The organism is Mycetocola sp., assembly GCF_025464835.1.
Taxonomy (GTDB): domain Bacteria; phylum Actinomycetota; class Actinomycetes; order Actinomycetales; family Microbacteriaceae; genus Mycetocola_A.
In genome coordinates, this window is the sequence record NZ_JAODMP010000003.1 from 43,539 (window position 1) to 54,584 (window position 11,046).

11 protein-coding genes and 1 pseudogene are annotated in these 11,046 nt (G+C 65.1%); 5 read left to right on the top strand and 7 right to left on the bottom strand.

Annotated features, from left to right (window positions below; all coding sequences use genetic code 11):
- Window positions 1-33: 33 nt before the first annotated feature.
- On the top strand, window positions 34-1,632 hold the full coding sequence (locus JWP90_RS00330; protein ID WP_297358409.1) for an ABC-F family ATP-binding cassette domain-containing protein: 1,599 nt from the start codon (window positions 34-36) through the stop codon (window positions 1,630-1,632).
- Between the two features lie 3 nt (window positions 1,633-1,635).
- Here the strand turns inward: JWP90_RS00330 and JWP90_RS00335 are convergent, their stop codons facing one another.
- Genes JWP90_RS00335 through JWP90_RS00345 form a run of 3 tightly spaced genes read right to left on the bottom strand, consistent with a single transcriptional unit; the run spans window position 1,636 to window position 3,001 of the window.
- On the bottom strand, window positions 1,636-2,481 hold the full coding sequence (locus JWP90_RS00335) for an SURF1 family protein (protein ID WP_297358411.1): 846 nt from the start codon (window positions 2,479-2,481) through the stop codon (window positions 1,636-1,638).
- Window positions 2,478-2,702: a hypothetical protein gene (locus JWP90_RS00340; protein ID WP_297358414.1), complete on the bottom strand. Its 225-nt coding sequence runs from the start codon at window positions 2,700-2,702 to the stop codon at window positions 2,478-2,480. The genes JWP90_RS00335 and JWP90_RS00340 overlap by 4 nt, the downstream gene beginning before the upstream one ends.
- Entirely contained in the window at window positions 2,699-3,001 is a 303-nt protein-coding gene (locus JWP90_RS00345; protein ID WP_297358416.1) for a DUF3099 domain-containing protein, read from the bottom strand. The genes JWP90_RS00340 and JWP90_RS00345 overlap by 4 nt, the downstream gene beginning before the upstream one ends.
- A 97-nt stretch (window positions 3,002-3,098) precedes the next feature.
- Between JWP90_RS00345 and JWP90_RS00350 the strand changes: the two genes are divergently transcribed.
- Complete coding sequence (locus JWP90_RS00350) at window positions 3,099-3,821, top strand: beta-ketoacyl-ACP reductase (protein ID WP_297358418.1); 723 nt, start codon at window positions 3,099-3,101, stop codon at window positions 3,819-3,821.
- Window positions 3,822-3,828: 7 nt separating this feature from the next.
- Here the strand turns inward: JWP90_RS00350 and serB are convergent, their stop codons facing one another.
- Window positions 3,829-4,500, bottom strand: coding sequence for a phosphoserine phosphatase SerB (gene serB / locus JWP90_RS00355; protein ID WP_297358420.1), 672 nt, complete (start codon window positions 4,498-4,500; stop codon window positions 3,829-3,831).
- On the bottom strand, window positions 4,497-5,741 hold the full coding sequence (locus tag JWP90_RS00360; protein ID WP_297358423.1) for a glucose-1-phosphate adenylyltransferase: 1,245 nt from the start codon (window positions 5,739-5,741) through the stop codon (window positions 4,497-4,499). Before JWP90_RS00360 ends, serB begins: the two co-directional genes overlap by 4 nt.
- A 46-nt stretch (window positions 5,742-5,787) precedes the next feature.
- Between JWP90_RS00360 and glgA the strand changes: the two genes are divergently transcribed.
- The 3 genes from glgA to JWP90_RS00375 all read left to right on the top strand — a co-directional run bounded on the left by glgA (window position 5,788) and on the right by JWP90_RS00375 (window position 8,175).
- Window positions 5,788-6,975, top strand: coding sequence for a glycogen synthase (gene glgA / locus JWP90_RS00365; RefSeq protein WP_297358425.1), 1,188 nt, complete (start codon window positions 5,788-5,790; stop codon window positions 6,973-6,975).
- Between the two features lie 50 nt (window positions 6,976-7,025).
- Complete coding sequence (locus JWP90_RS00370; RefSeq protein ID WP_297358427.1) at window positions 7,026-7,808, top strand: ABC transporter ATP-binding protein; 783 nt, start codon at window positions 7,026-7,028, stop codon at window positions 7,806-7,808.
- A gap of 115 nt (window positions 7,809-7,923) precedes the next feature.
- Window positions 7,924-8,175 carry a type B 50S ribosomal protein L31 gene (locus JWP90_RS00375; protein WP_121672176.1) on the top strand — a complete coding sequence of 84 codons (252 nt, stop codon included), beginning with the start codon at window positions 7,924-7,926 and terminating at the stop codon, window positions 8,173-8,175.
- 233 nt (window positions 8,176-8,408) lie between these two features.
- Here the strand turns inward: JWP90_RS00375 and JWP90_RS00380 are convergent, their stop codons facing one another.
- Window positions 8,409-9,104, bottom strand: coding sequence for an exonuclease domain-containing protein (locus tag JWP90_RS00380; protein ID WP_297358431.1), 696 nt, complete (start codon window positions 9,102-9,104; stop codon window positions 8,409-8,411).
- Between the two features lie 44 nt (window positions 9,105-9,148).
- A pseudogene (gene treS, locus JWP90_RS00385) lies at window positions 9,149-10,897 on the bottom strand (maltose alpha-D-glucosyltransferase).
- Window positions 10,898-11,046 lie beyond the last annotated feature (149 nt).

Below are 11,046 nucleotides of genomic sequence, written 5' to 3' on the forward strand. Positions count from 1 at the left end.
GCTTTTGGCGCGCCGTCAAGAATTGGACCTGCTTTGCTGAGTGTGCACGATCTCGAAATTCGCGTCGGGGCACGGGTTCTCATGGACGAGGTCAATTTCCGCGTCTCCGATGGTGACAAGATCGGCCTCGTCGGCCGCAACGGCGCTGGGAAGACCACGCTGACGAAGGTTCTCGCCGGCGAACTGCAGCCGTCGAAGGGCAAGGTGGAACGTTCGGGAGAACTCGGCTACCTCCCTCAGGATCCCCGTTCAGGCGACCCTCAAGAACTCGCGCGCACCCGCATCCTCAACGCTCGAGGACTCGGCAGCCTCGTCCTCGGCATGCAGGAAGCCACGATGGGAATGGCGTCGCCGGATGCCGCGACGAGTGCCGCCGCGATGAAAAAGTACGGGAACCTCGAAGAACGGTTCCAGATGCTCGGCGGCTACGCCGCCGAAGCGGAAGCCGCGTCGATCGCCAGCAACCTCAACCTGCCTGACCGGATTCTCGACCAGCAGTTGAAGACGTTGTCCGGCGGGCAGCGCCGGCGGATCGAACTGGCCAGGATCCTGTTCTCCGATGCCCGCACAATGATCCTCGACGAACCGACGAACCACCTCGACGCCGACTCGGTGACCTGGCTCCGAGAGTTCCTCAAGACATACACCGGCGGGTTCATCGTCATCACCCACGACGTGGAACTCGTCGGCGAAACCGTCAACAAGGTGTTCTATCTCGACGGAAACCGTCAGGTCATCGACGTCTACAACATGAACTGGAAGAACTACCAGCGTCAGCGTGAAGCCGACGAGGAACGACGCAAGAAGGAACGCGTCAACGTCGAGAAGAAGGCAACGTCGCTCCAGCTCCAGGCCGCTCGTTTCGGCGCCAAGGCGTCCAAAGCAGCGTCAGCGCACCAGATGGTCGCCAGGGCCGAGAAAATGCTCTCCGGCCTCGACGAGGTGCGTACCGTCGAGCGCGTCGCCAAACTGCGGTTCCCCGACCCCGCTCCGTGCGGGCGGACACCGCTGATGGCGTCGAATCTGTCGCGCAGCTACGGCTCGCTGGAGATCTTCACGGCCGTGGACCTCGCCGTCGACCGCGGTTCGAAGGTTGTGGTTCTCGGCCTCAACGGTGCCGGAAAGACGACACTGCTGCGTATTCTCGCTGGTGTCGACAAACCAGACACCGGGCAGGTCGAACCGGGCCACGGCCTCAGGATCGGCTATTTCGCGCAGGAGCACGAGACGCTCGACGTCAAGCGAAGCGTCCTTGAGAACATGGTGTCCAGTTCACCGAACATCACCGAAACCGAGGCGCGAAAGGTCCTCGGATCCTTCCTGTTCACCGGCGACGACTCACACAAGCCCGCCGGCGTCCTGTCCGGTGGGGAGAAGACACGACTGGCACTTGCCATGATCGTCGTTTCAGGGGCGAATGTTCTGCTTCTCGATGAGCCGACGAACAACCTCGACCCCGCGAGCCGCGCCGAGATCCTCGACGCCCTTGCGCATTTCACCGGCGCTGTCGTCCTGGTCAGCCACGACGAGGGGGCTGTCCAGGCGCTCAACCCCGAGCGGGTCCTCATCCTGCCTGACGGCGTCGAGGACCACTGGAACAAGGATTACCTCGAACTGATCGAGCTGGCCTGACGCTCAGCGCAGGGATGCGTCGAGGAGGTCGTCCTCGACGTCGGCGTCGGAGCGCTTGGCCACGCGCTTGCGTTCACGCTCGGCCGCGCGCGCCTGCTCCGCCGGGTCATCGGCGTTGAGGTGACGGTATTCCTCGCGGATGGCGTAACCGAGGAACGCGAACCCCAGCAACCCGAAGACGATCCACTGCAGCGCGTACGACAGGTGTGAGCCCTCGTCGAGTTCCGGTTTGAAGGCGGGAAGCGGGCGGTCCTGCGCCGGTGGGGGTGTTTCTGACGCCAGCAACCCGTACGCGCCGGTGTAGACCGGAGCGTCGATCCGGTCGTCGAACTGCGAAAGCTCAACCGTCGCGATCTGCCCCTCGGCGGCGCTGCGTCCCGCGAGGGCCGGCTCGCCCGGCTTCAGCCGTACCGTCACGGTGACCTCGCCCGTCGGTGGTGCTGGGACCACATCGGGGAGGTCCTGGGCGTTGCCAGTCGGAAGCCATCCCCGGTCGACGACGAAGACGCTGCCGTCGGTCATCCGCAACGGGGTGAGTACTTCGAAACCGGGCTGGCCGTTCCTGGGCCGGTTGCGCACGAGAACCTGCGCCTCTTCGAGGTAACTGCCGGTGATCACGACCGGTGTCCATTCGAGGTCATCCTGCCAGGATTCGGGCGAGAGAAGCACCTCGGTGAGGGGAATCGGATCGTTCTCGTAGTTGTCGAGAACCCGTGAGTTCTCAAGCTTCTTCTCCTCGAGCCGTGACACCTGCCAGTGGGAAAGCAGCACACAGACGACCGCGAAGATCACGGCGACGGCCAGGTAGCCGAACCATCGTTTGCTGATCACGAATCGCCAGTTCTTCACGATGCCCCCTTCGGGCTCAGGGGGACGGTGGTGACCGGGAAGTCCCGGGCAGCGAGGAAGTCGTGCAGGTAGCCGCGGTGCTCATCGCACGCGAGCCAGACCTTCACCCGGTCTTCCGGGTGGATCTTCGGATTGCGCCACTCGATCCGCCATCCGGCCGTGGCTGGGCACCCGGCCCGCGAGCAGGTGAACTGCGCGGGCTCCTGGAACAGTCCGATCATGACGCCTGTCGGTCCTGCTCGTCGTGCTCAGACGTTTTCCGCTCGGGGATGGCGACAACACCGCCGGGGCGCAGCACCGTCGTGTCAACACTTGGCGCACCGACGTTGGCGAGCACGACAGCGACATATGGCAGGCAGATCGCTCCTGCCGCGCACACGAACAGCCACCAGCCATCGACGAACAGCATCATCACAAGACACACCACACGGATGCTCATAGCAATCGTGTACTTGAGCATTCGTGCTCGTCGGTCCGCATCCGGCGACGGCGGCAGTGAGGTGATGGATGGTTGTTTCATTCACTCCAAGACTACGCTTGTTTGCGCACCCCAGCAGGGTCAGGGGACATCCCCCACCCGCACGAGCTGGGAATTCACCCCACAACGGAAGGCCGACATGCCCCACTCTGAGAACTCCCCGCGCACGGTACTCGTCACAGGCGGGAACCGCGGAATCGGCTACGCAATCGCGGAGGAGTTCGTCGCACTCGGGCACCGGGTCGCCGTCACAGCACGGTCCGGCGAGGGCCCGGCCGGCAGCCTCACCGTCCGCGCCGACGTCACCGACGCCGACTCGATCGATGCAGCATTCAGCGAGATCGAGCAGAAGCTCGGACCGGTCGAGGTCGTGGTCGCCAACGCGGGGATCACCCGAGACACGCTTCTGATGCGGATGAGCGAGGACGACTTCGACAGCGTGGTGAACACGAACCTCGGCGGCTCGTTCCGGGTGGTCAAGCGTGCGTCCAAGGGCATGCTCAAAGCCCGGTTCGGCCGGATCGTGCTCATCTCGAGCGTCGTCGGCTTGTACGGCGGCCCCGGCCAGGTGAACTACGCGGCGTCGAAGGCCGGCCTCGTTGGGATGGCCCGCTCGATCACGCGCGAACTCGGCGCGCGGGGCATCACGGCCAATGTCATCGCCCCCGGTTTCATCGAGACGGACATGACCGCCGAGCTACCAGAGGCAACCCAGGCGGAATACAAGAAGGGCATTCCGGCCGGGCGGTTCGCGACACCGACCGAGGTCGCGAAAGTCGTCGCCTGGGTCGCCGGCGACGACGCCGGCTACATCTCAGGGGCGGTCATCCCGGTCGACGGCGGACTCGGGATGGGCCACTGACCGCGGGTCAGCCGCGCAGCCCAAGCAGAGGCAGGACGTCTGCGAGGTCGACGTGGTCGAGGACCACGTCGGCCTGCTCGCGGACGGCGGGTTTGGCGTTGAAAGCGACGCTGAGCCCGGCAACGCCCATCATCAGCAGGTCATTCGCACCATCGCCGATCGCGATCGTCCGCGAGGCCGGCACACCGGCATCCGCTGCCCATTCCAGGAGGGCGGACGCCTTCGCGCCGGCATCGACGATAGGACCGTCGACGCGTCCGGACAGGAGGCTGCCGGACAGCTCGAGCCGGTTGGCTCGCCAGACGTCGAGACCGAGCGTTGCTGCGAGTGGATCGAGCAGTTCGTGGAAGCCCCCGGACACGACGCCGACCCGGCCGCCCGCGGCCTGGATCCCCGCGATGAGCTCGTGCACGCCGCGCGTGGGACGGATCCGGCCGGACACTGTCCGGAAGACGGACTCGTGCAGCCCGGCGAGCGTGGCGACCCGACCCCGAAGGCTCTCCGCGAAGTCCAGTTCGCCGCGCATCGCACGTTCGGTCACATCGGCGACGAGGTCGAGCGAGCCTGCCTCCTCGGCGAGGAGTTCGATGACTTCGTTCTCGATCAGGGTGGAGTCGGCATCGAGCACGACGAGGAACCGGGCCGGCACCTGGGGCGACGGCGGAAGGGAAGAGCTCATCGGGGAACGCGCACTCCCTTGCCCACAACGGTGAGTCCCGAGTCCGTCACCGTGAAACCGCGGGCACGGTCACGATCGTGGTTGACGCCGATGGCGGCGCCGTCTTCGACGATGACCTCCTTGTCGAGGATCGCCCGTTTCACCACGGCATCCGGTCCGACGATCACACGGTCGAACAGCACCGAGTCGGTGACGCTGGCACCAGACTCGATCTTCGACCATGCCCCGAGCACGCTGCGTTCGATGTGGGCACCGGAGATCAGCGAACCGAGCGAGACGATCGAATCAATGGTCTGACCCAGGTTGCCTTTCGCGTCGCGCACGAATTTCGCCGGCGGAGAGTTGAGCTGCTGGCTGAAGATCGGCCACTCACTGTTGTACAGGTTGAAAATCGGCAGCGTCGAGATGAGATCCTGGTGCGCCTCGAAGAACGAGTCGATCGTCCCCACGTCACGCCAGTAGTACCGGTCACGGTCGGTCGACCCCGGCACGGTGTTGTTCTTGAGGTCGTAGACGCCGGCGTCACCGCGAGCGACGAAGTCGGGCACGATGTCGCCGCCCATGTCGTGGTTGGAGTCGGTTCGCTCACCGTCACGCGTGACGGCATCGATGAGCGCGTCGGTGTTGAAGACGTAGTTACCCATCGAGGCGAGGACCTCATGGGGTGCGTCCGCGAGCCCTTCGGCGTTGATCGGCTTCTCGAGGAACTCGGCGATCTTCGTCGGGTCCTCCGGATCGAGCTGGATCACGCCGAACTGGTCGCTGAGCTCGATCGGCTGGCGGATCGCAGCGACCGTCGCACCATGACCCGAATCGATGTGGGCCTGAACCATGTCTCGGAAGTCCATCCGGTACACGTGGTCGGCACCGACGACGACGACGATGTCGGGCTTCTCGTCGCGGATGAGGTTGAGGCTCTGCAGGATCGCGTCGGCTGAACCGGAGAACCAGCGTTTCCCAAGCCGCTGCTGGGCCGGAACGGAGGCGACATAGGCGTTCAGGAGGCCGGACAGGCGCCAGGTCTGCGACACGTGACGGTCGAGGCTGTGCGACTTGTATTGGGTCAGAACGACGATCTGGGTGAAGCCTGAGTTGATCAGGTTGGACAGCGCGAAGTCGATCAGGCGGTACTGCCCAGCGAACGGCACAGCGGGTTTCGCCCGGTCAGCCGTAAGCGGCATGAGGCGTTTCCCTTCGCCACCGGCGAGAACAATTGCAAAGATCTTCTTCGTTGCGACCATGCCCCCCAGACTAGAGGCAACCCCATACCTGTACTAGCTTCATGACATGCGAGTTGATCTTCTTACCCGAGAATACCCACCAGAAATCTACGGCGGAGCCGGCGTGCACGTCGCCGAGCTCGTCTCGGCCATGCGGGGGGAGATCGACGTCACCGTGCGCTGTTTCGGCGCCGAACGCACCGAAACGGACACCTTCGCCTATCGCGTTCCTGCCGAACTCGAGGGAGCGAACGGGGCGCTCACCACCCTCGGCACCGACCTGCTGATGGCGCAGGACGCCGCAGGGGCCGACCTCGTCCATTCGCACACCTGGTACGCGAACGGCGCCGGGCATGTCGCGAAACTGCTCCACGGCATCCCGCACGTCGTCTCCGCGCACAGTCTCGAGCCGCTCCGCCCGTGGAAGGCTGAGCAGCTCGGCGGCGGCTACCGTGTCTCGAGCTGGATCGAGAAGACCGCGTTCGAGGCAGCGGATGCCGTCATCGCCGTCAGCAACGGCATGCGGCGTGACATCCTCCGGAGCTACCCGGCACTGGACGAGTCCCGCGTGCACACCATCTACAACGGCATCGACCTCGCCGCCTGGCAGCCCGTGCACGACGATGAGCTGGTCCGTTCGCTCGGAATCGACCCGACCCGCCCGAGCGTCGTGTTTGTCGGCCGGATCACGCGGCAGAAGGGCCTGCCGTACCTTCTCCGTGCCGCAGCCATGCTGCCTGCTGATGTGCAGCTCGTGCTCTGTGCCGGCGCCCCTGACACACCTGAGATCCTCGCCGAGGTCGAAGCGGGAGTGCGCGAACTGGCGAAAGAACGCTCTGGGGTGGTGTGGATCGACCGGCTGCTGCCGCGGAACGAGCTGTGCGCCGTACTCACCGCTGCCACCACGTTCGTATGCCCGTCGGTCTATGAACCGCTGGGCATCGTCAACCTCGAGGCGATGGCCTGCGGCGCAGCCGTCGTCGGGACCGCGACCGGCGGCATCCCCGAAGTCGTCGAGGACGGTGTCACCGGCCGCCTTGTTCCCATCGAGCAGGTCACCGACGGCACAGGGACACCGGTCGACCCCGAGCGGTTCGTCGCCGACCTCGCCGCCACCCTCACCGAAGTGGTATCCGATCCGGATGCCGCGAAGGCTATGGGCGAGGCCGGGCGGCTCCGCGCCGAACGCGAGTTCAGCTGGGACCGGATCGGTCGTGAGACCATCGCGCTGTACCGCTCGATCGTGGCGCGCTGACGGGCGAGCCACGGCACGGCCGACCGGATCGGACGGATAGGCTAGAGAACATGTCGAGCGTTTTGCAGTTGAGTGACGTGTCCGTTGTGCGCAATGGCCGTGCGATCGTGGATTCCGTGTCGTGGACCGTCGAGGGGGACCAGCGCTGGGTGGTGCTCGGCCCCAATGGGGCAGGCAAGACCACCATCCTGCAGCTCTCATCGACCCTCATGCACCCCAGTTCAGGAACTGTCGAGATCCTCGACTCCCAACTCGGCAAGGTCGACGTCTTCGATCTGCGCCCGCGGATCGGAATCGCCTCGACAGCGATGGCCCGTCGGGTTCCTTTTGAGGAGACCGTGCTCGATGTCGTCATGACCGCCGCATACTCGGTCACCGGCCGTTGGAACGAGGACTACGAGGACATCGACGTGAAGCGCGCCAGGCGCGTTCTCGCCGAGTGGCACCTCGAGGACCTCGCTGAGCGCCGGTTCGGAACCCTCAGCGACGGCGAACAGAAGCGTGTGCAGATCGCACGCTCGGTCATGACCGACCCTGAGTTGCTTCTGCTCGACGAGCCGGCCGCCAGCCTCGACCTCGGCGCGCGCGAAGAGCTCGTCAAGCTGCTCGGTGGTTACGCCCAGTCGGAGGAATCGCCCGCCATCGTCATGGTCACCCACCACGTCGAGGAGGTTCCGGTCGGTTTCACCCATGCCCTGCTCCTCAACGACGGCAAGGTCGTGGCATCCGGCCCGATCGCGGAGGCTCTCACCAGCGAGACGCTGACGGAGACCTTCGGTCTGCCGATCACACTCAGCGAGACCGACGGCCGCTACAGCGCGCGTGCCCACTGACGCCCGGCATCTGATAAAGTAGGTAGCTGGCCCGATGGCCATCCGCTTTCTTGCCGCGCAGTCCGTGCGAGCGAGACTGAAACACAATCTCCTCTTACCTCACAAGGAAGTCCTCATGAAGACTGACATCCACCCCGACTACAAGCCGGTTGTTTTCCGCGACCTCGCCTCAGGCGCAGTGTTCCTCACTCGCTCGACCGTTGGCAGCTCGAAGACCATGGAGTGGGAGGACGGCAACGTCTACCCCGTCATCGACGTTGAGATCTCCTCTGAGTCGCACCCGTTCTACACGGGCAAGCAGCGCATCATGGACTCCGCAGGACGTGTCGAGAAGTTCAACAAGCGCTTCAAGGGCTTCGGCAACTAACCGAAACCGTCTCACGCAAGGACCCGCAGTCTTCGGACTGCGGGTCCTTGTCGTTGGTGGCATGGCGGCTGTTCACCCGTGCCAAGGTGCCGGGTGCCGGGTGCCCGGGTCACGTACCCACGCGTTCCGCACGCCCTCACGCCGCACGCCGGATGACTACGACCGCAGCGAGTGAACTCGCCGCGCCGAGACCCGCACTCGAGACGCCGTGACGGCGCACCGGGGGAGTGGCCTCAGCGCACCGGCCATCCGGTGGATGCCACAAAAGTGGCGTCACGCGTGCGGCGCATGTAGTCCTGAAAGCTGTCGGCCTGATCCTGGCACCAGCCGGCCTGCAACCGGTGCAACTCCAGGGCATCCACATCGAGTGAGTTGCCGTGGACACGAGCGATGGCCAGGGCCACCCGACCAGCGGCGATGGCGTCTGCTCCGGCATCGTGCGCTTCGGTGAGTTCGACACCGTAGTGGAGCGCCGCCGCCTCCAGAGTGCGCTTGCCTTTGCGGTACCGGTCCATGGCCTTGTCGATGACAAGCGGGTCGATGACCGGGGTCGGGTCGACAAGCGGCGCCACCGAATGTCTCACCGACTCGTGGAACAGCAGCGAGAGGTCGTACGGGGCGTTGTAGATGACGACGGGGATGCCCGCGTCGAAGTAGCCGCGCAATTCGGCGACGATCTCAGCGACCACGACGGCGGCTGGCCTGCCCTCTGCCCTCGCCCGTTCGGTGCTGATCCCGTGCACGGCCGTGGCCTGCTCGGGGATCTCAACACCGGGGTCGGCGAGCCAGTCGCGGCGGTGCAGGACGTCTCCGTGCCCGTTCAGCAGCCCGACGTTCGCGCTCACGATGCGGCTCGTGACCACGTCGATGCCTGTCGTCTCCAGGTCGAAGACGGCGAGGGAGTCTGACCACGGTGTTACTGCTGTTATCTGCACGGGGGCAACGTTAGGGCGGACCACCGACACGTCGTCGCTCACGCGTGACGCCGCTGCGAGAAGGGCGAGTCGGTCGGGCGTGCCACATGAAGCCAGTAGAAGCTCTGCGTGGCGATCGTCAGCGTCACCTCGCCGTTCTCGTCGAACGGCGGGAACTCTCCGCCGCCGAACAGGTCGAAGAGCCGGCACCCGGCGAGCTCAGGGGCGATGATCTTCGTCGCGATGGGATGGTGCGAGAAGCTGAAGACACAGAGGATGTCTTCCTTCTCATCCCCGATGTGACCGCCGGTATGGCCGCCGGTTCCGGAATAGCTGCGGACGAAGCTGAGAACGGATTCGTGATCGTTCGTCACCACCTCCACCGTGCCGAGCCCGAACGCCGGGTGGCCCTTGCGAACGTGGATGACGTTGCGCACCCAGTGCAGCAGCGAGCGGGATTGGGCGAGCTGCGATTCAACGTTCACAAGGGTGTAGTTGAAGACGAGGGACTGGACAACCGGAAGATAGAGCTTGCCGGGGTCTGCGGACGAGAAGCCGGCGTTGCGGTCGGGTGTCCACTGCATCGGCGTCCGGGACGAGTCGCGGTCGGCAAGCCAGATGTTGTCGCCCATGCCGATCTCGTCGCCGTAGTAGATGAACGGGCTCCCCGGCAGCGAGAACAACAGGGCATGGGCGAGTTCGAGTTCGGCGCGCGAATTGTCGAGCAGCGGAGCGAGGCGGCGCCGGATGCCGATGTTCGCTCGCATCCGCGGATCGTATGCGTACCAGCCGTACATTGCCTGGCGGTATTCCTCGCTGACCATCTCGAGGGTGAGCTCGTCATGGTTGCGGAGGAACACGGCCCAGCCGGCCCACTCCGGAACGTCGGTCGTCTCGGAAAGCACGCGCACGAGTTCCTCTGCCTGCTGCGACCGCAGCGAGTAGAAGATTCTCGGCATCACCGGGAAGTCGAACGCCATGTGGCATTCAGGTTCCTCGTCCGTGCCGAAGAAGGCAGCCACTTCTCGCGGCCACTGGTTCGCCTCAGCGATCATGACGCGGCCCGGGTACTCCAGATCGACCATCGCTCGGAGTTTCTTGATGAAGGCATGCGTCTCGGGTTCGCCCTCGCCGTTGCCGCCGTCGGATTCGTACAGGTAGGGGATGGCATCCAGCCGGAAACCGTCAACGCCCATGTCGAGCCAGAATCGGACGATGTCGAACATCGCATCGTGGACGGCCGGGTTCTCGTAGTTGAGGTCCGGCTGGTGCGAGAAGAACCGGTGGAAGAAGAACTGGCGTCGGACCGGGTCGAACGGCCAGTTCGACTCCTCGGTGTCGACGAAGATCACGCGGATGTTCTCGTAGTGCTCGTCGGTGTCGCGCCAGACGTAGAAGTCGCCGTAGGGGCCGTCCGGGTCCTCGCGGGACTGCTGGAACCACTCGTGCTGGTCCGAGGTGTGGTTGATCACCATGTCGATGACGATCCGCATGTTGCGCTCGTGCGACTTGGTGACGAGTTCGCGGAAGTCGTCGAGCGTGCCGAACTCCGGCAGGATCGCCTTGTAGTCGGCGATGTCGTAGCCACCGTCACGCATCGGCTACTGGAAGAACGGCGGCAGCCAGAGCGCGTCGATCCCGAGCCACTGCAGGTAGTCGAGCTTGCCGATGACGCCCTGCAGGTCACCGATGCCGTCCCCGTTCGAGTCGACGAACGAGCGGATCATGCACTCGTAGAAGACGGACCGCTTGTACCACTGGGGGTCGAGGGTCAGGCCGGGCAGCTGGATCGGGGCTGTGAAGGTCACCGTGCTCCTCGTGGTCGTGGCCGGCCCGCATGCGCGGCCCGACGGGCCGACGGCAGGGCCCGCCCCGGACACGATAGGCGGATGATGCTGCGGGTGTCCGGGGTTGGGCGCCTCGGCGCGTCCTGGAGGCGCGGATCACCCGCACAATT

Excerpts from the sequence above, each read along its gene's own strand:
- JWP90_RS00340 (WP_297358414.1), bottom strand. The coding sequence starts at position 2,702 with ATGATCGGACTGTTCCAGGAGCCCGCGCAGTTCACCTGCTCGCGGGCC.
- JWP90_RS00345 (WP_297358416.1), bottom strand. The coding sequence starts at position 3,001 with ATGAAACAACCATCCATCACCTCACTGCCGCCGTCGCCGGATGCGGAC.
- JWP90_RS00350 (WP_297358418.1), top strand. The coding sequence starts at position 3,099 with ATGCCCCACTCTGAGAACTCCCCGCGCACGGTACTCGTCACAGGCGGG.
- serB (WP_297358420.1), bottom strand. The coding sequence starts at position 4,500 with ATGAGCTCTTCCCTTCCGCCGTCGCCCCAGGTGCCGGCCCGGTTCCTC.
- JWP90_RS00360 (WP_297358423.1), bottom strand. The coding sequence starts at position 5,741 with ATGGTCGCAACGAAGAAGATCTTTGCAATTGTTCTCGCCGGTGGCGAA.
- glgA (WP_297358425.1), top strand. The coding sequence starts at position 5,788 with ATGCGAGTTGATCTTCTTACCCGAGAATACCCACCAGAAATCTACGGC.
- JWP90_RS00370 (WP_297358427.1), top strand. The coding sequence starts at position 7,026 with ATGTCGAGCGTTTTGCAGTTGAGTGACGTGTCCGTTGTGCGCAATGGC.
- JWP90_RS00375 (WP_121672176.1), top strand. The coding sequence starts at position 7,924 with ATGAAGACTGACATCCACCCCGACTACAAGCCGGTTGTTTTCCGCGAC.